General features: G+C 59.6%; 28 protein-coding genes and 1 riboswitch. Of the genes, 12 read left to right on the top strand and 16 right to left on the bottom strand.

Translation table 11 applies throughout. The features are described 5' to 3' along the window. Window positions 1-47 precede the first annotated feature (47 nt). Window positions 48-851: a hypothetical protein gene (locus tag I3J13_RS01660; RefSeq protein WP_196377804.1), complete on the bottom strand. Its 804-nt coding sequence runs from the start codon at window positions 849-851 to the stop codon at window positions 48-50. Between the two features lie 31 nt (window positions 852-882). Continuing rightward, window positions 883-1335 carry a DUF5680 domain-containing protein gene (locus tag I3J13_RS01655; protein WP_196377803.1) on the bottom strand — a complete coding sequence of 151 codons (453 nt, stop codon included), beginning with the start codon at window positions 1333-1335 and terminating at the stop codon, window positions 883-885. A 166-nt stretch (window positions 1336-1501) separates the two neighbouring features. On the opposite strand from I3J13_RS01655, the gene I3J13_RS01650 reads away from it, so the two are divergent. Genes I3J13_RS01650 through fghA form a run of 3 tightly spaced genes read left to right on the top strand, consistent with a single transcriptional unit; the run spans window position 1502 to window position 3504 of the window. Beyond that, entirely contained in the window at window positions 1502-1957 is a 456-nt protein-coding gene (locus tag I3J13_RS01650; RefSeq protein WP_003502698.1) for a YaiI/YqxD family protein, read from the top strand. Between the two features lie 25 nt (window positions 1958-1982). After that, a complete protein-coding gene (locus tag I3J13_RS01645; RefSeq protein ID WP_035264055.1) occupies window positions 1983-2642 on the top strand; it encodes a DUF1345 domain-containing protein in 660 nt (219 codons plus the stop codon). Between the two features lie 28 nt (window positions 2643-2670). After that, on the top strand, window positions 2671-3504 hold the full coding sequence (gene fghA, locus I3J13_RS01640) for an S-formylglutathione hydrolase (RefSeq protein ID WP_196377802.1): 834 nt from the start codon (window positions 2671-2673) through the stop codon (window positions 3502-3504). A 60-nt stretch (window positions 3505-3564) separates the two neighbouring features. Here fghA and I3J13_RS01635 read toward each other — a convergent pair whose 3' ends face one another. The 6 genes from I3J13_RS01635 to crcB all read right to left on the bottom strand — a co-directional run bounded on the left by I3J13_RS01635 (window position 3565) and on the right by crcB (window position 7683). Next, window positions 3565-3954, bottom strand: coding sequence for a RidA family protein (locus I3J13_RS01635; RefSeq protein ID WP_080852082.1), 390 nt, complete (start codon window positions 3952-3954; stop codon window positions 3565-3567). Between the two features lie 247 nt (window positions 3955-4201). Next, a complete protein-coding gene (locus I3J13_RS01630) occupies window positions 4202-4690 on the bottom strand; it encodes a hypothetical protein (RefSeq protein ID WP_059752910.1) in 489 nt (162 codons plus the stop codon). A gap of 60 nt (window positions 4691-4750) precedes the next feature. Further along, window positions 4751-5545 carry an ATP12 family chaperone protein gene (locus I3J13_RS01625; protein ID WP_196377801.1) on the bottom strand — a complete coding sequence of 265 codons (795 nt, stop codon included), beginning with the start codon at window positions 5543-5545 and terminating at the stop codon, window positions 4751-4753. A 29-nt stretch (window positions 5546-5574) separates the two neighbouring features. Continuing rightward, window positions 5575-6243 carry an HAD family hydrolase gene (locus I3J13_RS01620; RefSeq protein WP_196377800.1) on the bottom strand — a complete coding sequence of 223 codons (669 nt, stop codon included), beginning with the start codon at window positions 6241-6243 and terminating at the stop codon, window positions 5575-5577. A gap of 6 nt (window positions 6244-6249) precedes the next feature. Then, window positions 6250-7239 carry an RluA family pseudouridine synthase gene (locus tag I3J13_RS01615; protein ID WP_035264040.1) on the bottom strand — a complete coding sequence of 330 codons (990 nt, stop codon included), beginning with the start codon at window positions 7237-7239 and terminating at the stop codon, window positions 6250-6252. A gap of 66 nt (window positions 7240-7305) precedes the next feature. Further along, window positions 7306-7683, bottom strand: coding sequence for a fluoride efflux transporter CrcB (gene crcB, locus I3J13_RS01610; protein WP_003523608.1), 378 nt, complete (start codon window positions 7681-7683; stop codon window positions 7306-7308). 204 nt (window positions 7684-7887) lie between these two features. Here crcB and I3J13_RS01605 point away from each other — a divergent pair, with 204 nt between their 5' ends. Continuing rightward, on the top strand, window positions 7888-8190 hold the full coding sequence (locus tag I3J13_RS01605) for a hypothetical protein (RefSeq protein WP_035239747.1): 303 nt from the start codon (window positions 7888-7890) through the stop codon (window positions 8188-8190). Window positions 8191-8429: 239 nt separating this feature from the next. Here I3J13_RS01605 and I3J13_RS01600 read toward each other — a convergent pair whose 3' ends face one another. Together I3J13_RS01600 and I3J13_RS01595 are read right to left on the bottom strand one after the other, a co-directional pair. Further along, entirely contained in the window at window positions 8430-9401 is a 972-nt protein-coding gene (locus tag I3J13_RS01600) for a copper chaperone PCu(A)C domain-containing protein (protein WP_196377799.1), read from the bottom strand. Window positions 9402-9488: 87 nt separating this feature from the next. Then, window positions 9489-9869, bottom strand: coding sequence for a hypothetical protein (locus I3J13_RS01595; protein WP_236000793.1), 381 nt, complete (start codon window positions 9867-9869; stop codon window positions 9489-9491). 173 nt (window positions 9870-10042) lie between these two features. On the opposite strand from I3J13_RS01595, the gene I3J13_RS01590 reads away from it, so the two are divergent. The 5 genes from I3J13_RS01590 to I3J13_RS01570 all read left to right on the top strand — a co-directional run bounded on the left by I3J13_RS01590 (window position 10043) and on the right by I3J13_RS01570 (window position 15949). Beyond that, a complete protein-coding gene (locus tag I3J13_RS01590) occupies window positions 10043-10228 on the top strand; it encodes a DUF3008 family protein (protein WP_080852088.1) in 186 nt (61 codons plus the stop codon). A 124-nt stretch (window positions 10229-10352) separates the two neighbouring features. Continuing rightward, a riboswitch (glycine riboswitch) is annotated at window positions 10353-10440 on the top strand. A 153-nt stretch (window positions 10441-10593) separates the two neighbouring features. Then, the gene (gene gcvT / locus I3J13_RS01585) at window positions 10594-11733 is read left to right on the top strand and encodes a glycine cleavage system aminomethyltransferase GcvT (RefSeq protein WP_196377797.1); all 1140 of its coding nucleotides are present in this window, start codon (window positions 10594-10596) and stop codon (window positions 11731-11733) included. A gap of 28 nt (window positions 11734-11761) precedes the next feature. Continuing rightward, entirely contained in the window at window positions 11762-12124 is a 363-nt protein-coding gene (gcvH, locus tag I3J13_RS01580; RefSeq protein WP_003502678.1) for a glycine cleavage system protein GcvH, read from the top strand. Further along, complete coding sequence (gene gcvP / locus I3J13_RS01575) at window positions 12124-14988, top strand: aminomethyl-transferring glycine dehydrogenase (RefSeq protein WP_196377796.1); 2865 nt, start codon at window positions 12124-12126, stop codon at window positions 14986-14988. Before gcvH ends, gcvP begins: the two co-directional genes overlap by 1 nt. A gap of 157 nt (window positions 14989-15145) precedes the next feature. After that, on the top strand, window positions 15146-15949 hold the full coding sequence (locus I3J13_RS01570; RefSeq protein ID WP_196377795.1) for an endonuclease/exonuclease/phosphatase family protein: 804 nt from the start codon (window positions 15146-15148) through the stop codon (window positions 15947-15949). A gap of 37 nt (window positions 15950-15986) precedes the next feature. Here I3J13_RS01570 and I3J13_RS01565 read toward each other — a convergent pair whose 3' ends face one another. Next, on the bottom strand, window positions 15987-16490 hold the full coding sequence (locus I3J13_RS01565; protein ID WP_196377794.1) for a hypothetical protein: 504 nt from the start codon (window positions 16488-16490) through the stop codon (window positions 15987-15989). 196 nt (window positions 16491-16686) lie between these two features. Between I3J13_RS01565 and I3J13_RS01560 the strand changes: the two genes are divergently transcribed. Further along, window positions 16687-17940, top strand: coding sequence for an MFS transporter (locus I3J13_RS01560; RefSeq protein ID WP_236000792.1), 1254 nt, complete (start codon window positions 16687-16689; stop codon window positions 17938-17940). Window positions 17941-17998: 58 nt separating this feature from the next. Here the strand turns inward: I3J13_RS01560 and I3J13_RS01555 are convergent, their stop codons facing one another. The 5 genes from I3J13_RS01555 to cysG form a co-directional block, all read right to left on the bottom strand. Continuing rightward, entirely contained in the window at window positions 17999-18811 is an 813-nt protein-coding gene (locus tag I3J13_RS01555; protein WP_035264028.1) for a ferredoxin--NADP reductase, read from the bottom strand. Window positions 18812-18957: 146 nt separating this feature from the next. Further along, window positions 18958-19464, bottom strand: a complete 507-nt coding sequence (locus I3J13_RS01550; protein WP_059752880.1) for a DUF934 domain-containing protein — start codon at window positions 19462-19464, stop codon at window positions 18958-18960. Between the two features lie 10 nt (window positions 19465-19474). Next, window positions 19475-21145: a nitrite/sulfite reductase gene (locus I3J13_RS01545; RefSeq protein ID WP_003521340.1), complete on the bottom strand. Its 1671-nt coding sequence runs from the start codon at window positions 21143-21145 to the stop codon at window positions 19475-19477. Between the two features lie 8 nt (window positions 21146-21153). After that, complete coding sequence (locus I3J13_RS01540) at window positions 21154-21468, bottom strand: DUF2849 domain-containing protein (RefSeq protein ID WP_003521341.1); 315 nt, start codon at window positions 21466-21468, stop codon at window positions 21154-21156. Continuing rightward, window positions 21461-22924 carry a siroheme synthase CysG gene (gene cysG / locus I3J13_RS01535; protein WP_196377793.1) on the bottom strand — a complete coding sequence of 488 codons (1464 nt, stop codon included), beginning with the start codon at window positions 22922-22924 and terminating at the stop codon, window positions 21461-21463. The genes I3J13_RS01540 and cysG overlap by 8 nt, the downstream gene beginning before the upstream one ends. Before the next feature lie 218 nt (window positions 22925-23142). Between cysG and I3J13_RS01530 the strand changes: the two genes are divergently transcribed. Both I3J13_RS01530 and mazG read left to right on the top strand, forming a co-directional pair. Then, the gene (locus I3J13_RS01530) at window positions 23143-23775 is read left to right on the top strand and encodes a deaminase (protein WP_206696062.1); all 633 of its coding nucleotides are present in this window, start codon (window positions 23143-23145) and stop codon (window positions 23773-23775) included. A 77-nt stretch (window positions 23776-23852) separates the two neighbouring features. Beyond that, entirely contained in the window at window positions 23853-24698 is an 846-nt protein-coding gene (gene mazG / locus I3J13_RS01525; protein ID WP_196377791.1) for a nucleoside triphosphate pyrophosphohydrolase, read from the top strand. Window positions 24699-24800 lie beyond the last annotated feature (102 nt).

Here is a 24800-nt window from a genome sequence, read left to right as displayed (position 1 = left end):
CGGTGAAACATCATCGTCCCATTCGTCCTCAGGTACGACAGCGCGCTCTAGCCGGCTTCCTGCCTGACGACGCGCAGCATGGGCCGGGCATCGAGTTCGGCGGGCGTGAAACGCGCGAGAAGGTCGAAAGATGTTATGGCTTCGCCGGCAGCGAAGCGTCGCCCGTTGACGACGAGATGCCCGAGGCCGAACAGGGTGAGAAGCGCTTGCGTCGCATCTCCGGCCAGGGTTTCGAAAAGCAGATTCGTCTGGCCGAAATGTTCCAGACCTGTTGTCCAGGCCCTGATCTTTTCCTCCTCCTCCATCACGAAGGTTCCGAAGGCCAGCATCGCCGCCATTTGCTGCGGTTGGTCCAGATGGCTGTTTGCATAGTTCAGATAGTCATCGAGATTAGCGCGGCCAACGATCATGTCGAGATAATGCAATGCAACGGCCTGCATGGGGGCGACCTGATGAATGCCGAGCAGGGCTGAGGCGATCTCGTTATGGGCGATTTCAGGATCGTCCTCATCCGCCATGATGAGGAATCTGAACTCGCACTGATGTGTTGCACGGCTGAAATCGTCATATGCCGCTTTGGCATCGACGCAAAAGATCTTTGACCAGTCGACCCTGGCTTCCGCGACCGCCGGATATTGGGCGGGCGCAACCGGCGCCGCTGCAACCGGCTCGGGAGTGCCGACAAAAACCCTGGTCGAACCGCGCAGACCGTCAAACACGCCCTTTTCGCTCAGCCGCTCACATTCATATCCCTCCTCGCCCCACGCTTGCGTCAGGGTCAAATCCGAGATCGTGGGTTCGCTGTCGAAATAGAGTGTCGCCTTGAAAAATTGAGTGTCGCCATTTGCCATTGCAAATCCCGTCCATGGCATTTCCTGCGCTCTATGGCTTTATGATCCCGCCATGATAGTCAAGCCGGTATGTTTCGACATGGCCCCGGTAAATGCGCTCGATGCCGGTGAAGGACCGGAACTCACCCTCATTCGTATCGACATAGACCAGATTTTCCACCGGGTGGGTGAAGCCGCCAAGGAACCGGCCCTCACGATAGAGCGTGGAAAGCGACCGCTGAATGACACTGCCAGCCGTGGCGCCGTCGATCATGTCGGGCCGGAGGATGCGGCCGTAGTAACTCATCGCCCACACCGCTGTTCCCTCATGCCAGACGACCTCCTGGCCGATGAAATCGGTTCCCCCGAAATAGCTGTCGATATAATGCCAGTCGCCGCTCTGATAACCGAGATCGTGCGATCCCTTGCGCGTGGGCGTCGCCGATTTACTACCGCCGCCGACATAGGTGGCGGACTTGGCCTGCACGATGAACTCTTCCAGCATGGGAAACCTTTCGGGATAAGAACATAAAGTGAACATAAGCGATTTTCAGGACGGTCGCAAGTGCGTCCCCTGCCCGGCATCGAACCCGCATTTCAGCAATGGCGGGCTTGGTAATCGCGGCGTTTGCGCTTAGAAGCGTGGCAGGAATTATCCGAAAAGAGTGCCCATGCCGCAAAACCCGCAAATCTATGTCGATGCCGATGCCTGCCCCGTGAAGCCGGAGATTCTCAAGGTGGCGGAGCGGCATGGGCTGGAAGTGACCTTCGTTGCCAATTCCGGTCTGCGCCCGTCGCGCGATCCCATGGTGAAAAACGTCATCGTATCCGCTGGTTTCGACGCGGCGGACGACTGGATCGCCGATCATGCCGGTGAGAACGATATTGTCATCACCGCAGATGTGCCGCTGGCCGGGCGCTGCGTCGCCAAGGGTGCGTTGGTGACCGGGCCGACGGGCCGCGTTTTTGACCAGTCGAATATCGGGATGGCGACGGCGATGCGCGATCTTGGCGCGCATCTGCGCGAAACCGGTGAAAGCAAGGGATATAATGCGGCTTTCTCACCGCGTGACCGCTCCGCTTTTCTGGAGACGCTTGACCGTTTCTGCCGCCGTGTCAAAAAATGACGGCGCCAACGGAAAGGTGCCGCCCATGACCCCGGCCAATATGAAAAGCAACAGCTATCGCCGCCATCAACCTTTCGTCATTGCCTTTTTGGTCGGTGCCGTGAGTCTTGGCCTGGCGCTGGTTTTTGCGCCGCCGCTGGCGATAGAGATCGCGGCCGTTCTGTTCTTCCTGACCTACCTCATCCTGATTGCCTTTCGCCTGTCGGGCCTGACGGCGCAGCATCTGAAGGCCCATGCCGATAGCGACGATCTGCCTGCGGTCGCCATCATCGCCGTCACGCTGCTTGCCGTTGCCGTCGCGGTGGTATCGCTGTTTCAGGCCCTCAACCATACCGGCGAAACGGTCTGGGCGCTGCTCATCGCCTTCGCCTCGGTGATCTTCGGCTGGCTGACCATCCACACCATGACCGCCCTGCATTACGCCCATCTTTACTGGCGGCCGGCCATGGTGGATGGCAAACGCCAGCATCGCGGCGGCATGGATTTTCCGGGCACGAAGGAACCATGCGGTTACGACTTTCTCTATTTCGCCGTGGTGATCGGCATGACGGCGCAGACGTCGGATGTGGGGATAACCACAACCGCCATGCGCAAGGTCACGCTGCTGCACTCCATCGTTTCTTTCTTCTTCAATACGGTTCTGGTGGCGGCGGCGGTCAATGCAGCCGTCTCGCTTGCGGGCTGAACCGGGAAATTTCACAAGGAATGGCTTCATGAACATTATTTCGCAGAATACGGCCTTTGGCGGCATGCAGGGCGTATTTTCGCACACATCGGAAACCCTGAAATCGGAGATGAGCTTTGCGGTTTATGTGCCGCCGAAGGCGATCCATGAGCCCTGCCCTGTCCTGTGGTATCTTTCCGGCCTCACCTGCACCCATGCCAATGTCATGGAAAAAGGCGAATATCGCCGCATGGCCTCCGAACTCGGGCTGATCGTCGTCTGCCCGGATACCAGCCCGCGCGGCAACGATGTGCCGGATGAGCTGACCAACTGGCAGATGGGCAAGGGCGCCGGATTTTATCTAGACGCCACAGAGGAGCCCTGGTCCGAGCACTACCGGATGTACAGCTATGTGACGGAAGAACTGCCTGCCCTCATCGGCCAGCATTTCCGTGCGGATATGAGCCGCCAGGGCATTTTCGGCCACTCGATGGGCGGCCATGGCGCGATGACCATTGCGCTCAAGAACCCCGAGCGTTTCAAGAGCTGCTCCGCCTTTGCGCCGATTGTGGCTCCCTCTTCGGCCGACTGGTCCGAGCCGGCGCTGGAGAAATATCTCGGTGTGGATAAGGCCGCATGGCGTCAATACGACGCCTGTGCGCTGGTCGAGGACGGCGCGCGTTTTCCCGAGTTCCTGATCGATCAGGGCAAGGCCGATAGTTTTCTCGAAAAGGGCCTGCGCCCCTGGCTGTTCGAAGAAGCGATCAAAGGCACGGATATCGGCCTGACGCTGCGCATGCATGAGCGATACGACCACTCCTACTATTTCATTTCCACCTTCATGGATGACCATTTGAAGTGGCATGCGGAGCGGCTGGGATAAGGATGGAGAAGCAGGCTGGCGGCGCCCTGTAAGCGCCGCCGCTTCAGATTTAACCTGACATCACGGGATGCGGGCAATGACCTTGATCTCGAAATCGAAGCCGGCAAGCCAGTTGACGCCGACAGCCGTCCAGTTCGGGTAAGGCTTTTGGCTGAAAATCTCCTGCTTGACGGTCATGATCGTTCCGAACTGGTTTTGCGGGTCCGTGTGGAACGTCGTTACATCCACAATATTGTCGAAAGTGCAGCCCGCCGCTGCAAGCGTGGCCTTGAGGTTTTCAAAGGCCAGCCGGACCTGACGTTCAAAATCAGGTTCAGGCGTTCCATCGGCACGGCTGCCGACCTGGCCAGAAACGAAAAGAAGGTCACCGGATCGGATAGCTGCGGAATAGCCATGCTCCTCGTAAAGCGCATGCCTGTTAGCGGGGAAAATTGCTTCGCGTGCGGTCATTATGCATCTCTCTTTTGGCTGAGTGGTCATGGACGCGAGAAGCGTTGCTCTTTTTGAAAGAGGCTTCGGACGCCCATTTACATACGTTACGTATGCCAGATAGTTACATACGCGCCGCATGTCAATTCCATATACGCGACGTATGTGAATTTAAGAGCACCGAAGATGCGCCTGATTGAAGCTTGAAATATTTCGGAAGCTGAAATGCGGACGAATAGGCGTCGCGCCCTCGCCTTTTGTGTCCTGCTTATGGAAACAGAGCCGTCGCCAGCGTCGTCGGGCCGGGCCGGCTGAGCCTGAATTCGCGGATCACGCGTTCGGCGACGCCATAGGCAAGTTCCTGCTCTATCGACTGATTGTCGAAGCTGACGACGGTGGCTGTGAATTTGGCCTCTGCGATCACCTCTCCCGTCGCAACGGCGGCGGCGCGGACGATGACCTTGGCTGACGCCCTTTCACCGAACAGGAACGGGCCGCGTGTAACGGATGCGAGGCGGATGGTCAGTACCACGCGCGGCCGGGTTTCTCCACGCGCCGTGGTTTTGATCGCATTCTGCACCTGCGCATGAATGGACTGCATCAGCGCCGGAGCGACATCCGGGCGTGCCGCGACGAATGCGCCGCGCACATCGTAAAGCAGCCGGTCGGTATTGGTCGCCTCCGGTTCCAGCCTGAAAGACATGAGCGTGAAACACGCCAGCACAATGGTGCCAAGGCGTTTCAGCGTGGTATTCATGATTTGCGGCTCCCCTAACGTGAGGTAACCGCATATTCGGTCATCAGGGTTAGAAAAGCGTTAAGAAGCGCTCTTCAGCGACTCCAGAACATTGAGTGCGGCGCGCATATCGACAAGCCTGACGGCGCGGCGTTCCAGCGCTTCCTCGTCCTCGCCCCATTGCTCGGCGGTCCAGTCCTCGTCCAGATGGGCAAGCGCCCAGGCTTCCTCCAGCGTCAATTGCCCTTCCGCCAGCGCCAGCGCCAAAATGGCGGAGCCGGTCAGCGACGTCATGGTGTGAAGAGCGGCAAGCGCGATCGGTGTGTCGTATTTCTTCAGCGTTACCGCGAAAGCCGCGATGGCTTCGCGCGGCTGATCCTGATGCATCACGCCTTCAACGAGAATGAAGCGCGCTCCGAGCACATTGGCCGCCCAGTCCAGAACCGGATCCCAATGGTCCGTCTGGCGCGCAACCAGCGCTTCCGGATCGCCGGCGCGATAGCAGAGGAGATCGGAAGAGGAAAAACGAAGTATGTCCTCAAAAACCGCCTGCGTGTCGTTGGCGACGCCATCAATGGCCGTGTTCACATGCCGAGAGACGGGCATGACCACCGGATTGACCACTTCTTTCTGGGCATCCCATTCATCGCGAAGCAGTTCCGCCAGCGCGCGTGTCGGGACGGTCAGCGGCTTCTTGGCGGGGGTGCGCAGCGGCTTGCCATCGAGAAGAATGGTAAAACCGCCCTCTTCCGTCTCACCGACGGTGACATCCTTGTAGAACCGCTTCGGCAGAGGTTTCTGCATCTGGATCTGCGCGCGCAGGATCGGGTCGGGATGGCTCAGGCCCTCCGAAAGGTCGTTCAGGAGATCACGCATGGCACGTCCTCGTCAGTCGGATAGAAAGGTTATTCAAGAATATCGGCCGGAACATAGGCCGGGATTTCGCGCGGGTGGCTGACAACCGCATCCGCGCCCGCCTTCCAGAGATCGTCGACCGAGGCATAACCCCAGGCGACGCCGATTGCTTTCGCGCCCGCAGCCTTGGCCATTTGCATGTCATAGATCGCATCGCCGATAACGACAGTATCGGCCGGAACCATGCCGGTTTCATGGCAGCATTCCATCACCATGGCCGAATGCGGCTTGGAGGGGCAATCATCCGCCGTGCGCGAAACGATGAAGTGATCGGCAAGGCCGTGGGTCTGCAGGATATGGGTAAGTCCGCGCCGACCCTTGCCTGTCACCGCCCCGATCAGCACATCGTCGCGTTTCGAAAGCGTATCGATCAGCGTGGCGATACCGTCGAAAAGCGGCACGGTCATTTCCGGCCGCTCCCGCAGGGGATGATAGATTTCCCTGTAACGTTCCGTCATCGCCTTCGCTTCGTCATCCACATGCGCCTTGCCGAGCATGCGGGCGATGGCGATATCCAGCGTCAGACCGATGATCGCCTTGGTTTCGGAGATATCGGGGCGCGGCTTGCCGAAATCAGCGAAAGTATCGGACATGACGGCATGGATCAGGCCGGCGCTATCCACCAGCGTTCCGTCGCAATCGAAAAGAACCAGTTTCATGGGCTGTCAGTCTTCCCTATCGCCATCGGCCACGTCGAGACCGAGCAGGTTCCAGGTCTGTACCATATGCGGCGGCAGGGGTGCGCTGACCCGAAGCCGGCCGCCATTCGGATGCGGAATGTCGATATGGCGCGCGTGGAGATGCAGGCGCTTCTGGATGCCGCCCGGGAAATCCCAGTTCGGATCGTCGATATAATATTTCGGATCGCCGATGATCGGGTGGCCCATATGCAGCGCGTGAACGCGCAGCTGATGGGTGCGGCCGGTATAGGGTTCCATCTCCAGCCAGGCGAGGTTCTGCGCGGCGGTATCGATGACGCGGTAATAGGAAACGGCGTGATCGGCCCCCTCCTCGCCATGCTTGGCAATACGCATGCGATCGCCATCCATCGTCTGTTCCTTGACCAGCCAGGTGGAAATCTTGTCCTGATGCTTGCGCGGCACGCCCTTGACCAGCGCCCAATAGGTCTTCTTGGTATCGCGTTCGCGGAAGGCGGCGGTCAGCTTCTGCGCAGCACCGCGGGTGCGGGCAACCACCAGCACGCCCGACGTATCGCGGTCGAGGCGGTGCACCAGACGCGGCTTTTCGCCCTTCTGGTTGGTCCAGGCTTCCAGCAGCCCGTCGATATGGCGGGTGACGCCCGAACCGCCCTGCACGGCAATGCCGGCCGGCTTGTTGAAAACGAAGACCTTGTCGTCCTCATGCAAGAGCATGCGCGCCAGAAGCTCGCCATCTTCGGAATGTTTGAGGTCCTTCGATCCGATCGGGCCGCTCTTGACCTTAAGATCGGAATCGACCGGCGGTACGCGCACCATCTGTCCCGGCTGCACGCGTGCATCCGTCTTCACCCGGCCGCCATCCACGCGCACCTGGCCGGAGCGCAGAAGCTTCTGCAACTGCCCGAAACCAAGTCCCGGATAATGAATCTTGAACCAGCGATCGAGGCGCATACCGGCCTCGTCGGCCCCGACCTTGATATGCTCGATACCTGCCATGAAATTTCCAGTCTTTCTGTCCTGATCGCGCGCCCTATTCGTCGGCGCGCCGTTTGGACCAAGCCTTTAGAACAAACTGCGGCCCAAGGCCAGCCCGGCGAAAACCGCCGCGATGGAAACCGCAAGGCTTGCAAGCACGTAAACGGCCGACAGCCCGAGCGCGCCGCGCTCAAACAGCGCGACCGCATCGAGAGAGAAGGACGAGAATGTGGTGAACCCGCCGAGCACGCCGGTGACGAGAAACAGGCGCATTTCCATCGAAGCGTTTAGCCGCCGCGCCACAAGCTCGACCAGCAGACCGATCAGGAAAGATCCGACCACATTGACAGCAAGGGTTCCCCAGGGAAAATTCGGTCCGGCCAACCGCATGCTCCAGACCCCGACCAGATAACGGAACACGGAACCGATTGCGCCGCCCGCAGCGACAAGGGCGATATTGATCATGGGGAATTGTGTCTCCGGAAGAAATCGTCGGACCGGACGGCCCAGGACATTTTTAGACCATGGGAACCGCCGGCGAAACCCCTTTGCCCGGCGCTTTCGGCTATTAAAATACGATTAAATTGCAGCTGTGCGATTTAGCCTTCCAACAATGGGCAGCTGTTAATCTCCGGTTTTTCAAGGTCGGCGAAGATGGCCGGAGGTTCGATGACACAGGTTCTTTCCGTTTCCGCGAATACAGCGGCCTATGCGCTGGAGGCCATGAAGCCGCCGCAACGCGTGCCGCGCAAGAGCGAGGTTGAAGAGGCCATTCACGAGCTGGCGCGCAAGGCCGAACATGGCGATGACTTCCAGCTCAGGGGCCTGATGACGACGATCAAGCCGCCGGCCCTCACCCTCTATTTCCTGATCGCAAGCAGCCAGCGCCAGGAGCCACAGGCGACACTGGAACAGGCCGTGGAGGCCTACGAGGAGAACAGCTTCACCTCAAAATCTGAAAGTAATTTATAGATCAGTTGGATATATAGATACTTTAATGTCAATTCTTCAGTGGCAAACCATATAGGCGGGATCCCCGCATTCAGCCTGGTGTCAGACTGATCTTCTAGAGATTTGCGACCGAGTTCCGGAAAATCACATGGGCGAATGCCATCCTGCCTTTTCCACCACGGCGCTGAAGAACAAACACGATAGATGAAAATTTGCGGCTACCGGACCTGTCACGCGTTCCGGTAGCCGTTTTTCATCGGTCAATTATGCTGGTGGTCGCCGCCGCCCTTGGCTGCGCCTGCGGACAGCACGATCTCCACCTTGCCGGCCTTTTCGAAGATGAGCGTCACCGGCACCTTGTCGCCTTCGGCAAAGGGCTTCTTCACATCGAAGAACATCATATGCAGGCCGCCGGGCTTCAGCTCCACCGTCTGGCCGGCGGGAATGACGATGCCGTCATCCAGCTTGCGCATTTTCATGACGTCGTTGACCATGGCCATCTCATGGATTTCGGCACGTCCGGCGGACGAAGATTCGACACCGATCAGCTTGTCGTCGCTATCGCCGGTATTCTTGATGGTCACGTATCCACCGCCCACGGGCTGGCCCGGCAGCATGGCCTTGGTCGTTCCGTCCGACACTTCGAGGCTGCCGGCCTTCACGACATTCATATCCATGGCCGAGTGATCATGGCCGCCGGCATGTGCAGACTTTGCGGCGACGCGAATGGTGGGAGCGGGACTTTTCAGGGAATGCGGATCGACGCCGGCCGCCGCCACTTCGTCCCAGGCAACCTTGCCCTTGTCACCGCAGAGCTGCGTTACCTTGAATGGCAGGTCCTGCCCCGCCTCTATACCGGAGATTTTTCCCTGCACGGCGAAGGTGTCGTAGAATTCATCCGGCAGGTTGCCGCCCTTCCAGCGGATTTCGACCGGTCCGCTTTTAATCTCCTTGCCGTGGTTCTTGTAGGCCTTCTGGTAGTCTCCCTTGATGACCTCCAGCTCCCAGCCAGCCTTGGGCTGCGGCTTGGCGGAAATGAATCCTTCCGGCAGCTTGATCTGAACTTCGGTGGTGGCGAGCCCGCCCTCGCAGCCATGCGGCACCTGGAGGGCCGCGACGACAGTGCTTTCCTGTTCGGCCGAACCGTCAACGAATGTGGCGTGGGCGAAAGCCTGCGCGGTCGAAACCGAGGCGACGAAAAGGCTGCAGGTGATGATCTTGGTGGTTTTCATTTGCTTGTCCCTGCGACTGCTACCCCTCTGGGTCCGCGCAGCCGCTCCGTGCCGCCAAAGGCGGCGATGATCCCGTAAAACGAAAAATCAGGCGGACAGGGATGGCGGGCCGCGCGCGGCGGGCTTCTGGATCGTCAGCACGGAGCGGAAGCTCCATTCCGCAGGCAAGCGATTGTCGAGCCAGGCAAATTCAGTCTTCAACCAGCCAGCCGTATCGGGCGTCGGCAGAAGAATGGACGAGGCGAGGAGACAGGCCTCGCAAAACAGGATGGCGTCGCCGGAATGGGCGGGGCCTTCCTTGGTATGGGAAGCACTGACGCCGCTGCCATGGCCAAGGCAGATTTCCGCAAATGTGCCGTCCGGCAACCGGTAGCTCTCATCCAGCGCAACGGCGGGTGCTGCGGCAAGTGCCGGCTTGTGGGCGAAACCGAGGGACAACATCAGGGTCGCGCAGAAAATGCGAAGCATTTTCTCCATCCCCATCGGCCGTCTTTTTCGATTTGCATCCATGTTCTAGGCGATATCCCTGTTTCTCTCCGATTTCAAAGGGGAATTTTGCCGCAGGCCAGACCGTCGCAAGGGAACAATAGATGCCAGGCGGCATTTTCCTGCCGCAACCATCGTTCAAGGGAGGCCCGACAATGCCAGCCAAATCGAAGGCACAGCAGAAAGCAGCGGGCGCCGCACTGGCGGCCAAACGCGGAGAAATGAAGAAATCCAGTTTAAAAGGTGCTTCAAAAAGCATGGAGAAGTCCATGACGGAAAAGGAACTTGAGGATTTCGCATCGACGAAACACAAGGGTCTGCCGGAGAAAAAATCCGACTGAAGGAAGCCGCCGAGACCATCTGTCGCCGCAGATCGCTGCGTCGATGGCGCAGATGGAGCAAGAATCTGTTCAGATGCGTCATTTGGTCCTTGCCAATAATGGGTCTTCGAAGATAATGAGCGTCGCATCATCGTTGGGAGAAACCGCTTCACTGCGGTGCCGAAGGAGCAACCGCCCCGGAAACTCTCAGGCAAAAGGACCAGCGGTGACGACGGAACTCTGGAGAGAAGCCACCTTTCATAAGGACGGCTCGCCGAAGGGATAACAATCTCAGGCGACAAGGACAGAGGGGGCTCTTGAACCCGGCGTGTTTCAGCGCCATGACCTGAGCCCGCGCGATCTTTCGCGCAACCCTGGAGGCGTCCTTGGACGATACCGCCGAGCTTCAAATCACGCCGCTCAATTCCCTGCATCTATCGCTTGGCGCCCGCATGGTGCCTTTCGCCGGTTATGACATGCCGGTGCAATATCCGGCCGGCGTTCTGAAGGAACATCTCCAGACCCGCACCTCCGCCGGCCTCTTCGACGTTTCCCATATGGGCCAGGTGATCGTGAAGGCGAAGTCCGGCAACAATGAAGATGCCGCGCTCGCGCTGGAAAAGCTGGTGCCGGTGGATATTCTCGGCCTGAAGGAAGGCCGGCAGCGTTACGGTTTCTTTACCGACGAAAATGGCGGCATCCTCGACGACCTGATGATCACCAATCGCGGCGATCATCTTTTTGTCGTCGTCAACGCCGCCTGCAAGGATGCCGATGTCGCCCATATGAAGGCGCATCTTTCCGACGCCTGCGAGATAACGCTTCTCGATGACCGGGCGCTCATCGCGCTTCAAGGACCGCGCGCTGAGGCCGTTCTGGCTGAACTCTGGGCCGGCGTCTCGGAAATGAAATTCATGGACGTGCAGGAAGTGCCGCTGCATGACGTGCCCTGCATCGTTTCCCGCTCCGGTTATTCCGGTGAAGACGGCTTTGAAATCTCCGTGCCCGCCGACAAGGCCGAAGAGATTGCCAAAGCCCTGCTCGAGCATCCCGATTGCGATCCGATCGGACTTGGTGCGCGCGACAGCCTGCGCCTCGAAGCCGGCCTTTGTCTTTATGGTAACGATATCGACAGCACGACCTCTCCCATCGAAGCCTCGCTCGAATGGGCGATCCAGAAGGCGCGCCGCGCCGGTGGTGACCGCGAGGGCGGTTTTCCGGGTGCGAAGCGCATTCTCGGCGAACTGAACGACGGTACATCGCGTCGCCGCGTTGGCCTGAAGCCCGAGGGCAAGGCGCCGGTGCGCGGTCATTCGAAGCTCTTTGCGGATGCCGAAGGCAAGACGGAGATCGGTGAAGTGACCTCGGGCGGTTTCGGCCCTTCGGTCGAAGGTCCCGTCGCCATGGGTTACGTGCCTGTTTCCCACGCTGCTCCCGGTACGGCTGTCTTTGCGGAAGTGCGCGGCAAATATCTGCCCGTCACCGTCGCCGCCCTGCCCTTCATCAAGCCCACCTATAAACGATAATCTTCATCCCATCTCCGGAGAGAATACGATGCTGAAATTTACCGCAGAACACGAATGGCTGAAGTTCGAAGGCGATATCGCCACCGTTGGCATCACCAGCCACGCCGCTGAACAGCTTGGCGATCTCGTTTTCGTCGAATTGCCGGAAGTGGGCGCTACCTTCTCCAAGGATGGAGATGCGGCGACCGTCGAATCCGTCAAGGCGGCTTCCGATGTCTATTGTCCGCTGGATGGCGAAGTGGTGGAAATCAACCAAGCCATCGTCGATGACCCCTCGCTGGTCAATTCCGACCCGCAGGGCGCCGGCTGGTTCTTCAAGCTGAAGCTTTCCAACGCCGCAGATGCCGATACGCTGCTCGACGAGGCAGCCTACAAGGAGCTGATCGCGTAATGACGACGCCCACCGAATTCCATTTCACCGACTATCAGCCCTATGACTTCGCCAACCGGCGTCACATCGGGCCGTCACCGTCGGAAATGGCCGAGATGCTGAAGGTCGTTGGCTATAAGAGCCTCGATGCCCTGATCGACGCCACCGTTCCGTCCTCCATCCGCCAGAAGGTGCCGCTGACCTGGGGCGCGGCACTGACCGAACGCGAGGCGCTCGACCGTCTTCGCGAGACGGCCAACAAGAACCAGGTTCTGACCTCGCTGATCGGCCAAGGCTATTACGGCACCATCACGCCGCCGGTCATCCAGCGCAATATTCTGGAAAACCCGGCCTGGTACACGGCCTATACGCCCTACCAGCCGGAAATCAGCCAGGGCCGTCTTGAGGCGCTGCTGAACTACCAGACCATGGTCTGCGATCTCACCGGTCTCGATGTCGCCAACGCATCGCTGCTCGATGAAGCGACGGCGGCTGCCGAAGCCATGGCCATGTGCCAGCGTGTTGCGAAAACCAAGGCGACCGCCTTCTTCGTTGACGCCAATTGCCATCCGCAGACCATCGCGCTGATCGAGACGCGCGCGGCCCCGCTCGGCTGGAAGGTGATCGTCGGCAACCCCTTCACCGATCTCGATCCGGTCGATGTGTTCGGCGCGATCTTCCAGTATCCCGGCACCCACGGCCATGTCAGCGATTTCTCCGGCCTGATTTCCCGCCTGCACCAGACGGGCGCGATTGCCGCGGTCGCCGCCGATCTTCTGGCGCTGACGCTCTTGAAGTCTCCGGGTGAAATGGGTGCGGATATCGCCATCGGCACGTCGCAACGTTTCGGCGTTCCGGTCGGTTACGGCGGTCCGCATGCGGCTTACATGGCCGTCAAGGATGCCCACAAGCGCTCCATGCCCGGCCGTCTGGTCGGCGTTTCGGTCGATGCGCGCGGCAACCGCGCCTATCGCCTGTCGCTGCAGACCCGCGAACAGCATATCCGCCGCGAAAAGGCGACGTCGAACATCTGCACCGCGCAGGTGCTTCTGGCCGTCATGGCCTCGATGTATGGCGTCTTCCATGGCCCGCAGGGCATCAAGGCGATTGCCCAGCAGACCCACCAGAAGGCCGTGCTGATGGCCAAGGGCCTGGAAAAGCTCGGCTACACTATCGAGCCGGAAACCTTCTTCGACACGATCACCGTTGAAGTCGGCCATATGCAGGGTGTCATCCTGCGCTCGGCCGTGGCGGAAGGCGTGAACCTGCGCAAGGTCGGCGCCACCAAGATCGGCATGAGCCTTGACGAGCGCACGCGCCCGGCAACGCTGGAAGCCGTGTGGCGCGCATTCGGCGGCAATTTCTCGATCTCGGATTTCGAGCCGGAATATCGCCTGCCGAAGGAACTGCTGCGCACCAGCCAGTACATGACGCATCCGATCTTCCACATGAACCGTGCCGAAAGTGAGATGACCCGTTACATCCGCCGCCTTTCGGACCGCGATCTGGCGCTCGACCGCTCGATGATCCCGCTCGGTTCCTGCACCATGAAACTGAACGCAACAGCGGAAATGCTGCCTATCACCTGGCCGGAATTTTCCGACATCCATCCCTTCGTGCCGGCCGATCAGGCGCTTGGCTACAAGGAGATGATCGACGATCTCTCCGAAAAGCTGTGCTCGGTCACCGGCTACGACGCTTTCTCCATGCAGCCGAATTCCGGCGCGCAGGGGGAATATGCGGGGCTTCTGACCATCCGCAACTACCACCTTGCCAATGGCGGCACGCATCGCGACGTCTGCCTCATTCCAACCTCGGCGCATGGTACCAATCCTGCCTCGGCGCAGATGGTCGGTATGAAAGTGGTGCCGGTGAAGGTGCGGGATAACGGTGACATCGATATCGATGATTTCCGTGCAAAAGCAGAGCAGTATGCGGAAAACCTCTCGTGCTGCATGATCACCTACCCGTCCACCCACGGCGTGTTCGAGGAGACGGTTCGCGAGATTTGCGAGATCACCCACAAGCATGGTGGACAGGTCTATCTCGACGGCGCCAACATGAACGCCATGGTCGGTCTCGCCCGTCCCGGCGATATCGGTTCTGATGTTTCGCATCTCAACCTGCACAAGACTTTCTGCATTCCGCATGGCGGCGGTGGCCCCGGCATGGGACCGATCGGCGTCAAAGCACATCTTGCTCCTTACCTGCCCGGCCATCCGGCGACGGACGGCCGTGAGGGTGCGGTGTCTGCTGCCCCGTTTGGTTCGCCGTCGATCCTGCCTATCTCCTGGAGCTATTGCCTGATGATGGGCGGCGAAGGGCTGACGCAGGCGACCAAGGTGGCGATCCTCAACGCCAACTACATCGCCGAACGGCTAAAGGGCGCTTATGACGTGCTCTACAAGTCCGAAACCGGACGTGTGGCGCATGAATGCATCATCGATACCCGCCCGCTGGCAGACAGCTGCGGCGTGACGGTGGATGATGTCGCAAAGCGCCTCATCGACTGCGGTTTCCATGCGCCGACCATGAGCTGGCCGGTTGCCGGCACGCTGATGATCGAGCCGACGGAATCCGAAACCAAGGCGGAAATCGACCGTTTCTGCGATGCCATGCTGGCTATCCGTGAGGAAGCCCGCGACATCGAGGAAGGCCGTGCGGACAAGACCAACAACCCGCTGAAGAACGCGCCGCACACCGTGGAAGACCTCGTCGGCGAATGGGATCGTCCCTATAGCCGCGAAAAGGGCTGCTTCCCGCCCGGCGCGTTCCGCATCGACAAATACTGGTCGCCGGTCAACCGCATCGACAATGTTTATGGCGACCGCAACCTCATCTGCACCTGCCCGCCAATGGAGGCTTATGCCGAAGCAGCGGAATAAGGCATCGGTGCGAACCGACATACGAAGGCCCGGAGCGATCCGGGCCTTTTTTCGTTATGGCAAGGTTTTCGTTATCTGGCGATCACGCTTCCGCATGGTTGATCCTGGCATAGTCCGTGTTAAACAGATGACGCTGCGACATGGGGATGGAGTGGGAATGCGTCTGATTTGCCTGAACGGCTGGGGCGGAAAGCTTCATGACGAGCTCGTTCCCTATATTGCCTCGTCCGACCCCGATATCTTATGTCTGCAGGAAGTGGTGCACACACCGGCCGCCACGCAGGACTGGCTGAGTTATCGTGAGCACGGCATTGACTTGCCGCAAAGGGCGAATTTCCTGCGGGATGTCGCGGACGCGCTGCCTGATCACGTAGCAGTGTTCTGCCCCGCGGCGCAGGGCGATCTCTGGCAGGGCGAGACTCGATATCCTTCCCAATGGGGACTGGCGACCTTCGTGCGCAGGTCCATCGCCATCGTTGCGCAGGCGCAGGGTTTCGTGCATGGCGCCTTCTCTGCGGATGGATATGGCGATCACCCACGTTCACGCACGGGCCACGCCATCAGGGTTTTTGACTTCATGACCGGTCAGCCCGCCATCATCGCCCATATGCATGGGCTGCGCGACCTCGACGGCAAGCACGATACCGCCGCCCGCCTGGCGCAGGCAAAACGCCTTGTCCAACTTGTGAAAAACATTGCGGAGGATGGCGACCGGATCGTCGTCTGCGGCGACTTTAATGTTCTGCCTGAGAGCGAAACCTTCGCCGTGTTGAAGGAACTGGATCTCACCGAACTTGTCACCACGCGCGGCTTCACCGACACCCGGACCTCGCATTATGCCAAACCGAACCGCTATGCGGATTACATGCTGGTCAATCCGGCTGTAGAAGTCGATCACTTCGATGTGGTGAGACAGCCTGAGGTCTCGGACCATTGCCCGCTGCTGCTCGAATTCCGCTAAGATTCAACATCCCAACGGCCATTTTCTCATGACTGCCTTAGCGCACAAGCCGGATATCGCTCGTCACCACCGTTTTGCCGGTCCGTGCGTCCTTGTCGGTGGTGCGCAACCGCAGGCCATTATCGCCAACCTTTTCAATGGTCATGGCGGCGACACGGTCACCGTTGATATCGCGATTCCAGCGGACGGTCAGGTTGATCGCATTTCCCTGTCTCGTGCCGGAAAGGGCAGACGGGCGGCCGGAAGGGCCGGTATAGGCGCCGCTATAGCGCCCGCCCTTCGCCGAGAGATCGGCGGCGATTGCGCGCTTTACCACAAGCAGTCCCCGGCAAGTGCCGGACATGTTAAGCGAAGATGCTCCGGTATTGGAGTTGAGCGTACAGTTCACGCTGATCGGCGGCGTGCCAATGCGGGTAATCACGGTTCCCTTGCCCGCCCAGGTGCCTTTCAGCGACGAGAGGAATTCGCGTTCATCCGCATGCGCGGGCTGTGCGCCGAGCAATCCGGCAGAAAATAAAATCGCAAAAGCCTTGGTCTTCATGGCGAGTATCCGTTTTTTCCACGAAGGCTAACTCGCTTGCGCCGACAAACGTTCCTTCGGTCTATTCTGCAACCGTCAAAAATATCGGCGGACCAATATTTCCGTTGTGTCAGTGCAACCAAATGCGGGCACAGATGTTTCTCGCCAGCCTCGATCAATTTCCCATCCTTTCGCGCATATTTTCGGAGCATATTTCATGACGACAATCGGCGTCCCGGCAGCGCGCGGCGGCATTTCAGACCGCACGCTTTTTGCCCTTGCAGCGCTGAACTTTTTCCTCGCCGATGCCCGCGACGGCCTTGGGCCGTTTCTGGATGCCTTTTTAGCGACAAAGGGCTGGTCTTCGCTTTCGCTGGGCATGATTGCCACGGTGGGCGGCCTCGTCGGTCTGCTTGCCACGCCGCTCTGTGGCGCGCTGGTGGATGGCACGACGTGGAAAAGGCTGCTGATCGCCATTCCCGTCATCCTCGTGACCATCGGCGCGCTGATCACGCTGATCTTTCCGGATGCATGGATAGTCTGGACCGGTCAGATCATGACGGCCGTCGTCGGTGCCGTGGTCGGGCCGGCACTTGCTGGCCTCACACTCGGCCTTGTCGGCGAACGCCTGTTCTCCCATCAGATTTCACGCAACGAGTTCTGGAACCACGGCGGCAATTTTGCATCGCTTTTCGCGACCTATGTGGTGGTTACCTTCTTCGGCATGAACGGTATCATCGGCCTCATGCTGCTGACCGCTGCAGGCGCATTGGTCGCGACGGCGGCTATCGACCCTGATCGAATCGACCACAACGTCGCCCGCGGCCTTGCCGAAGACAAGGGAGAACCCGGCCCGTCCGGCATCAAGGTGCTGCTGCAGGAGCGCGGGCTGATCTTTCTCGCCATCATTCTGCTTGTTTTCCACTTCGGCAACGCGCCGATGAGCCGGTTGATCGCACAGGATTTCGCCATCGAACTGCAGACGCCCTTCCGCACCACCGCCATCATTACCGGCGTCGCGCAATTCGCGATGATCTTCGTCGCCGCAATGGCCCCATGGCTGATACGCCGTTTCGGTCTCTCGACCGTTTTCATCATCGCGCTGATCGCGTTGCCGATACGCGGCCTCCTCGCCTCAGCCTTCACGGATTTCTGGGTGATTTTCCCGGTGCAGTTTCTCGATGGCGTTGGCGCCGGCCTGCTTGGCATCGTCACCCCGGTTGCGGTGGAGAGGATTTTGAAGGGCACCGGTCGTTTTAATGTCGGCCTTGCCAGCGTCATGATGGTTCAGGGTATCGGCGCATCGTTCAGCAATGTAGTCGCAGGCTGGCTGGTGACGAAGGGCGGTTATTCGCTGTCGCATCTCGTCGGCGGCGGCATTGCCGCTATCGCCATCGGGCTTTTTCTTCTCTATCGCAACGAGATAGCGCCGAAACAGGATGACGACGACGCCTCTCACCACCGGCACTGAAGGCGCAAACAAAAAGGAGGCCTGACGGCCTCCTGAAATCTCGTAGCTTTTTATGGGATCAACCGACGAAAGCGCGTTCGATCACGAATTCGGCGGGCTTGTTGTTGGCGCCTTCGTTCAGGCCGGCCTTTTCCAGAAGCTCCTTGGTGTCCTTCAGCATCGCCGAGGAGCCGCAGATCATGCCGCGATCGATTTCGGGATCGAGCGCCGGAACGCCGAGATCCGCAAACAGCTTGCCGTTTTCGATCAGCGTGGTGATACGGCCCTTGAAGGGGTAATCTTCGCGGGTGACGGTCGCATAATGCTTCAGCTTGTCGCCGACGATCTCGTTCAGGAATTCGTGGTTGCGGATTTCCTCGACCAGATCGAAGCCGTATTTCAGCTCGGCCACGTCGCGGCAGGTATGGGTGAGGATAACTTCCTCGAACTTCTCATAGGTCTCCGGGTCACGGATCAGGCTCGCGAAAGGCGCGATGCCGGTGCCGGTGGAGAACATGTAAAGCCGTCTGCCGGGCGTCAGCGCATCCAGAACCAGCGTGCCTGTCGGCTTCTTGCGCATCAGCACCGTATCGCCGGGCTTGATCGCCTGGAGATGCGATGTCAGCGGACCGTTCGGAACCTTGATCGAGAAGAATTCCAGTTCCTCGTCCCAGGCGGGGCTGGCGATGGAATAGGCGCGGTAGATCGGCTTGTCGCCAACCATCAGGCCGATCATGGCGAATTCGCCGGAACGGAAACGGAAGCCGGCCGGGCGCGTCATGCGGAAACGGAACAGGTGGTCGGTATAGTGTTCCACCGATAAAACCGTCTCGGCGTAAACACCGTCAGGTATCTTGATCGCGAAATCTTCCGTCTTGGCTGGCGCGTTCATTTCAGGTTCCGTCCATTCTTATTCGATGCGACATTCTCCGACCGGGCAATTATACCATTTTTGCTCCGGTTTGAAGGCATGAGAATGTCAATACTGCCATGTGCGTAGGAAATATGTATCAAAAACTCATATTTCCACGCAACGTGTCATAGAGACGCACGACGACGCCAGCTATAGGCCTCACCGCCGCTCGCAGGCTTGGCTGTCGGCTGGTAATAAACCGGGATTTCCGGCAGGCGATTTTCGGACAGGCGGCGGATGGCCGTGCCGTTCGTTACCGCAAAGCTGGTGAAACCGGTGCGCAACATCAACGGCACCTGATCGATCAGGACGTCGCCAACCGCCCTCACCTCGCCCGCAAAACCGAGACGGCTGCGCAGCAGCGAAGCGTGGCTGAACCCGCGACCGTCATTGAAGGCCGGGAAGCTTACGGCGACAAGGTCGATACGGTCGAGATAAGGTCCGAGCCGCGTCACATCGTCGGCGGGCGTGATCAGAACACCGAGGCCGATATCGTTGCTTTCGGCGGCACGAACCAGAAAATCGGCAAGCGGGAGCACCGGCTTCTGCTCCGCCGTCGCTTTCACTTCTTCCGTTTCGATCACCCAGGGATCGTTTTCCACGAAGCCGTCGCGGTTCCAGATTTTCGTCATGGCATTCTCCTCAGGCGGCTTCTGCAGCGGAACCGTAGAGCGCATCCTTGAACGGTTGCGGTCCAACGCGGCGATAGGCTTCGAGGAAGATTTCTTCCTTCGAAAGGCGAAGCCCGAGATAGGTGTCGACGATGGTTTCGATGGCGTCGGTGACTTTTTCCGGCTCGAAGCCACGGCCGATGATTTCACCGATCGAGGTGTTCTCATCGCCCGATCCGCCAAGCGTGATCTGGTAGAGTTCCGCGCCCTTCTTTTCCACACCCAGCAGGCCGATATGGCCGACATGGTGGTGGCCGCAGGCATTGATGCAGCCGGAAATCTTGATCTTCAGCTCACCGATTTCCGCCTGACGCTCCGGCGAGCCGAAGCGGGTGGAAATTTCCTGCGCCACCGGAATGGAGCGCGCATTGGCGAGCGCGCAATAGTCCAGCCCGGGACAGGCAATGATATCGGTGATGAGCCCGGCATTGGCGGTCGCAAGGCCAGCGCCTACAAGCGCGCGATAAACCGGTTCGAGATCGGCCAGCGCCACATGCGGCAGGATGATGTTCTGCTCATGGCTGATACGGATTTCGTCGAAGGCATATTCCGCGGCGATATCGGCGACGAGTTCCATCTGCTCATCGGTCGCATCGCCCGGAATGCCGCCGATCGGCTTCAGCGAAATCGTCACCATGCCGTAGTCGGGATGCTTGTGCGGCGCGACGTTCTGCTCGACAAAACGGGCAAAGCCTTCATCGGCCCGCTTCCAGCGCGCCAGGCTTTCCCAGCCTTCCGGCCGGTCCTTCAGCGCCGGCGGCGCGAAATAAGCGGTGATTGCCGCAATATCGGCATCCGGAAGCTTCAACTCGGTGTTCTTGAGTTCAGCGAATTCGACCTCGACCTGGCGGGCCAGTTCTTCCGCACCGGTTTCATGCACGAGGATCTTGATGCGCGCCTTGTATTTGTTGTCGCGGCGGCCGTGCAGGTTATAAACGCGCATGATCGCCGTGGTGTAGGACAAAAGGTCCTCTTCCGGCAGGAAGTCGCGGATTTTCTTGGCGATCATCGGCGTGCGGCCCTGCCCGCCGCCGACATAGACGGCGAACCCGATCTCACCCTTGTCGTTCTTTTTCAGATGCAGGCCGATATCGTGCACCTGAATGGCGGCACGGTCGCGCTCGGCGCCGGTGACGGCGATCTTGAACTTGCGCGGCAGGAAAGAGAATTCCGGGTGTACGGAAGACCACTGGCGCAGGATTTCCGCATAGGGACGCGGATCGGCGACCTCATCGGCGGCCGCACCGGCGAAATGATCGGCGGTGACGTTGCGAATGCAGTTACCCGAGGTCTGAAGCGCGTGCATTTCCACGCTCGCCAGTTCGGACAGGATATCCGGCGTATCGGAGAGACGCGGCCAGTTGTACTGGATGTTCTGGCGGGTGGTGAAGTGGCCGTAACCCCGGTCATATTTGCGGGCGATATGGGCCAGCATCCGCATCTGCTTCGAATTCAGCGTGCCGTAAGGAATGGCGACGCGCAGCATATAGGCGTGCAGCTGAAGATAGACGCCGTTCATCAGGCGCAGCGGCTTGAACGCATCCTCGGCCAGTTCGCCGGAAAGGCGGCGCTCGACCTGATCGCGAAACTGCGCCACGCGGCCTTCAACAAATGCGTGATCGAACTCGTCGTAACGGTACATATTCTTCCTCAGACTGCGATGAATGCTGCATCGGCCGGCTTGAAGCCGGTGGCATAGTGCACGGTGGGGCCGGCGGCGCGAATGCGTTCGCGAAGACGCGTCGGCCAAAGCTTGCCGTTCTCCTCAATGACATCGATGACGGCCACATCGACGACCTTGTTGGCGGAAAAATCCCGCTTGCCGATTTCCTCGAACGAGGCGACGGCCTCCGCATGGCGGGCAACGATTGCGCCCTGCAGGTTCTCCGTCCACTCCCCGTTGGCATCGAGCCAGACGGCGATGCCATCGCTCAGGCGGTTGGCGGTCAAAACCTTGTCAGCCATTTACATACTCCCGTTTGAAATCCGCCGGCCGCACTGACGATGCAAGCGCCTCGGACCTGTCAAAATTGGCGCCCGCCACCGCATCGCCGATGATGACCATGACCGGGCCGGTCAGTTCATCGCGATGTTCGAGCTCGGGCAGATCGTTCAGTGTGCCATGCAGCAGGCGGCGATCCGCGCGGCTGGCGTTTTCGATGACGGCGACGGTGGTTTCCACACCCAATCCCGCGTCGATCAGCCGCTTCGCGACCGAAGCAGCAACACTGCGGCCCATATAGACGGCGATGGTGGCGCCGGAAACGGCAAGCCGTGCCCAATCGGGCAGGACATCGCCGGCCAGATCGTGGCCGGTGGTGAAAATCAGCGATGAAGCGACACCGCGCAGCGTCAGCGGCAATTCGAAATCCGCAGCCGCGGCGAAGGCCGACGTGATGCCGGGCACGATCTCATAGGCAATACCAGCCTCGCGCAGCGCCGCCATTTCTTCACCCGCCCGGCCATAGACCAGCGGATCGCCGGATTTAAGGCGCACGACGCGCTTGCCATCTTTGCCGAGGCGCACCAGCAGACGGTTGATCTCATCCTGCGACTTGCTGTGGCAGCCTTTGCGCTTGCCGACGGAGAGCCGCTCGGCATCGCGGCGGCCCATATCGACAATCGCCTGCGGCACAAGCGCGTCGTAAACGATCACATCGGCTTCCATCAGCACGCGCTGCGCGCGCAGCGTCAGCAGATCTTCAGCGCCCGGTCCTGCGCCGACGAGCCAAATACGGCCTTCGCTGCGTTCGGGCGATTGCAGCAGGCGGTCGACGGCCTGACGGGCGGAGAGCGTGTCGCCAACGGCGACGGCATCCGCCACCGCACCTGAAAAGAACCGCCGCCAGAAATTGCGCCGTAAGGCGCCCTTCGGCACGTTCTCCTCGGCTGCGTCACGATACTGCACAGCAAGGCGCGCAAGCTTGCCAAGCGACGGCGAGAGCATCTGATCGATGCGGGCGCGGATCATCTGGGCAAGGACCGGCCCTGCCCCTTCCGTGCCGATAGCCACGGCGACGGGCGCGCGGGCGACGAGCGCCGGAGTGAAAAAATCGCAAAATTCCGGCTGATCCACCGCATTGGCGGGGATTTTCGCGGCGCGCGCGACGGTGACGATCTCACGGTCCAGCGCCTCATCGCCGGTAGCGGCGAAGACCAGCGTGGCGCCTTCGATCAACGCACCGGCGAAAGCCAAAGCCCGATGATCAATGCCGTTTTCGCCGATATAACGGGCAAAATCGGCTTCCGGCTGATCGGCATAGGCAACGATATGCGCGTTGGTGTTGGCGAGAAGCCTTACCTTCGCGAAGGCTTCATCGCCATTTCCGAAAACAGCGACCTGCCGCCCCTCGACCCGGAAGAAAGCGGGGAAGGTTGAAAGGCGGTCGCCAGCAGCGGAAAAATCATGTTCGTTGTGCATTGGACATATATCCCGCATTGCGGTGCAAGATTGAAGAAACAGAAATTCAAGCCTTTCCGGCACCTGGATTTTTATTTCTCGAAGACCCCGGTTTTGGAGGAAAACAAACCGGCGATGCTTTTCCACACCTGCGCAAGCCCTGAGAATCCCCTCGCAATCCCTTGACAAAGCGGGTCCTCGCGCCGAACAAGGAGCGACCATCGACTGCCGATTTCCCCATGCGAAGACCGCTTTTCCTTAAAGCGGCACGAAGGACCAGACCCGTGACCAGCCCCACCCTCGCCGCCCGCCTTCTCGATGTCATCGAACACGATATTCTGCCCTTGACGGCACGTGGCGTCAGCCTTGGCAACAAGGTTTTCGGTGCGGCGATCCTGCGCAAATCGGACCTGTCGCTGGTGATCGCCGAGACCAATAACGAGCTGGAAAATCCGCTCTGGCATGGTGAAGTGCACACGCTGAAGCGGTTTTACGAGCTGGGCGAAAAGCCGAACACGAAGGAGCTGATTTTTCTCTCCACCCACGAACCCTGCACCATGTGCATGTCCGCCATCACCTGGGCCGGCTTCGATAATTTCTACTCCTTCTTCAGCCACGAGGATTCCCGCGACGCTTTCGCGATCCCTCACGACCTGAAAATCCTCAAGGAAGTTTTCGGACTGGAACCGGGCGGCTATCGCCGCAACAATGCCTTCTGGAATTCGTATTTCATCGCCGATCTGGTGGAGGGTGAAGAAGACCCGCTGAAGACCACGTTGAAGGCGCAGACGGCCCGCATCAAGGCCGCTTATGACGATCTTTCCACCAGCTACCAGTCGTCCAAGAGCGGCAACGACATTCCATTGAACTAGAGCATTTCCGCGGGAGGTGCGCGGCGGTTTTCCGTCCGGGCGATGCGCAGAAACAAAGAACGAAGGTTTGAGACACTATGGAAGCCTCGAAGGATATTTCCCGCCTGATCGAGATCATGGAAGCCCTGCGGCAGCCGGAAACCGGTTGCCCTTGGGATGTCGTGCAGACCTTCGAGACGATCAAGCCCTATACCATCGAAGAGGCTTATGAAGTTGCCGACGCCATTGAGCGAAAGGATATGGACGATCTTTGCGAGGAGCTGGGCGACCTTCTGCTACAGGTGGTTTTCCATGCCCGCATTGCCGAAGAGATGGGCGAATTCGCCTTCGGCGATGTGGTGCATGCCGTGACCTCGAAGATGATCCGACGGCATCCCCATGTCTTCGCCGTATCCGACGCCGACACGCCGGACGGCGTCAAACTGCAATGGGATCGCATCAAGGCGGAGGAAAAACGCGAGCGTGCAGAGCGACGCGCGCGACGCGGCATCAACGAGGATTTCAAGGCCGGTTTTCTGGGCGACGTACAGCGCAGCCAGCCGGCGCTGACCGAGGCCCTGAAGCTGCAGGAACAGGCAGCGCGTGCCGGTTTCGACTGGTCGAACCCTGCTCCCATTCTCGACAAGATCGAGGAGGAAATCGCCGAACTGCGTGAGGCGCTGGCGGAAGGAAAACCGGAAAAGGTCTCGGACGAGCTCGGCGATCTGATCTTCGCCCTCGTCAATATCGGCCGGCATGTCAAAGCCGATCCGGAAAATGCGCTGCGCGGTACGAACACGAAATTCCGCAGACGTTTCAACCACATCGAAACGTCGCTCACTCAAAATGGCGAAACGCTGGAAGAAGCGAGCCTCGAGAGAATGGAAGATCTCTGGCAGGCGGCGAAACGCATCGAACGTTCGCTTGATACGGTTTCATCCTGATCGCAGGGATATGCGGTGAATCCGGTAAGGCACGGCACTTCCATTATGACTGCCGAATGCATCTGGCATCCGCAACCGTCACTCCGGATTTAGTCCGAGGTC

Source organism: Agrobacterium leguminum, assembly GCF_015704895.1.
Classification (GTDB): Bacteria; Pseudomonadota; Alphaproteobacteria; order Rhizobiales; family Rhizobiaceae; genus Agrobacterium; species Agrobacterium leguminum.
This window is presented reverse-complemented; position numbering and strand designations above follow the sequence as displayed.

What these genes read in the sequence shown, in the direction of transcription:
- cysG (WP_196377793.1), bottom strand. Translation starts at nt 22,924, where the DNA reads ATGCACAACGAACATGATTTTTCCGCTGCTGGCGACCGCCTTTCAACC.
- I3J13_RS01645 (WP_035264055.1), top strand. Translation starts at nt 1,983, where the DNA reads ATGACCCCGGCCAATATGAAAAGCAACAGCTATCGCCGCCATCAACCT.
- I3J13_RS01595 (WP_236000793.1), bottom strand. Translation starts at nt 9,869, where the DNA reads ATGCTTCGCATTTTCTGCGCGACCCTGATGTTGTCCCTCGGTTTCGCC.
- I3J13_RS01660 (WP_196377804.1), bottom strand. Translation starts at nt 851, where the DNA reads ATGGCAAATGGCGACACTCAATTTTTCAAGGCGACACTCTATTTCGAC.
- I3J13_RS01625 (WP_196377801.1), bottom strand. Translation starts at nt 5,545, where the DNA reads ATGCGTGATCTCCTGAACGACCTTTCGGAGGGCCTGAGCCATCCCGAC.
- I3J13_RS01630 (WP_059752910.1), bottom strand. Translation starts at nt 4,690, where the DNA reads ATGAATACCACGCTGAAACGCCTTGGCACCATTGTGCTGGCGTGTTTC.
- I3J13_RS01635 (WP_080852082.1), bottom strand. Translation starts at nt 3,954, where the DNA reads ATGACCGCACGCGAAGCAATTTTCCCCGCTAACAGGCATGCGCTTTAC.
- I3J13_RS01620 (WP_196377800.1), bottom strand. Translation starts at nt 6,243, where the DNA reads ATGAAACTGGTTCTTTTCGATTGCGACGGAACGCTGGTGGATAGCGCC.
- I3J13_RS01615 (WP_035264040.1), bottom strand. Translation starts at nt 7,239, where the DNA reads ATGGCAGGTATCGAGCATATCAAGGTCGGGGCCGACGAGGCCGGTATG.
- I3J13_RS01600 (WP_196377799.1), bottom strand. Translation starts at nt 9,401, where the DNA reads ATGAAAACCACCAAGATCATCACCTGCAGCCTTTTCGTCGCCTCGGTT.
- crcB (WP_003523608.1), bottom strand. Translation starts at nt 7,683, where the DNA reads ATGATCAATATCGCCCTTGTCGCTGCGGGCGGCGCAATCGGTTCCGTG.
- I3J13_RS01540 (WP_003521341.1), bottom strand. Translation starts at nt 21,468, where the DNA reads ATGGCTGACAAGGTTTTGACCGCCAACCGCCTGAGCGATGGCATCGCC.
- I3J13_RS01560 (WP_236000792.1), top strand. Translation starts at nt 16,687, where the DNA reads ATGACGACAATCGGCGTCCCGGCAGCGCGCGGCGGCATTTCAGACCGC.
- I3J13_RS01605 (WP_035239747.1), top strand. Translation starts at nt 7,888, where the DNA reads ATGACACAGGTTCTTTCCGTTTCCGCGAATACAGCGGCCTATGCGCTG.
- fghA (WP_196377802.1), top strand. Translation starts at nt 2,671, where the DNA reads ATGAACATTATTTCGCAGAATACGGCCTTTGGCGGCATGCAGGGCGTA.
- I3J13_RS01590 (WP_080852088.1), top strand. Translation starts at nt 10,043, where the DNA reads ATGCCAGCCAAATCGAAGGCACAGCAGAAAGCAGCGGGCGCCGCACTG.
- I3J13_RS01655 (WP_196377803.1), bottom strand. Translation starts at nt 1,335, where the DNA reads ATGCTGGAAGAGTTCATCGTGCAGGCCAAGTCCGCCACCTATGTCGGC.
- mazG (WP_196377791.1), top strand. Translation starts at nt 23,853, where the DNA reads ATGGAAGCCTCGAAGGATATTTCCCGCCTGATCGAGATCATGGAAGCC.
- I3J13_RS01565 (WP_196377794.1), bottom strand. Translation starts at nt 16,490, where the DNA reads ATGAAGACCAAGGCTTTTGCGATTTTATTTTCTGCCGGATTGCTCGGC.
- I3J13_RS01530 (WP_206696062.1), top strand. Translation starts at nt 23,143, where the DNA reads ATGCGAAGACCGCTTTTCCTTAAAGCGGCACGAAGGACCAGACCCGTG.
- I3J13_RS01545 (WP_003521340.1), bottom strand. Translation starts at nt 21,145, where the DNA reads ATGTACCGTTACGACGAGTTCGATCACGCATTTGTTGAAGGCCGCGTG.
- I3J13_RS01550 (WP_059752880.1), bottom strand. Translation starts at nt 19,464, where the DNA reads ATGACGAAAATCTGGAACCGCGACGGCTTCGTGGAAAACGATCCCTGG.
- I3J13_RS01570 (WP_196377795.1), top strand. Translation starts at nt 15,146, where the DNA reads ATGCGTCTGATTTGCCTGAACGGCTGGGGCGGAAAGCTTCATGACGAG.
- gcvP (WP_196377796.1), top strand. Translation starts at nt 12,124, where the DNA reads ATGACGACGCCCACCGAATTCCATTTCACCGACTATCAGCCCTATGAC.
- I3J13_RS01555 (WP_035264028.1), bottom strand. Translation starts at nt 18,811, where the DNA reads ATGAACGCGCCAGCCAAGACGGAAGATTTCGCGATCAAGATACCTGAC.
- I3J13_RS01650 (WP_003502698.1), top strand. Translation starts at nt 1,502, where the DNA reads ATGCCGCAAAACCCGCAAATCTATGTCGATGCCGATGCCTGCCCCGTG.
- gcvH (WP_003502678.1), top strand. Translation starts at nt 11,762, where the DNA reads ATGCTGAAATTTACCGCAGAACACGAATGGCTGAAGTTCGAAGGCGAT.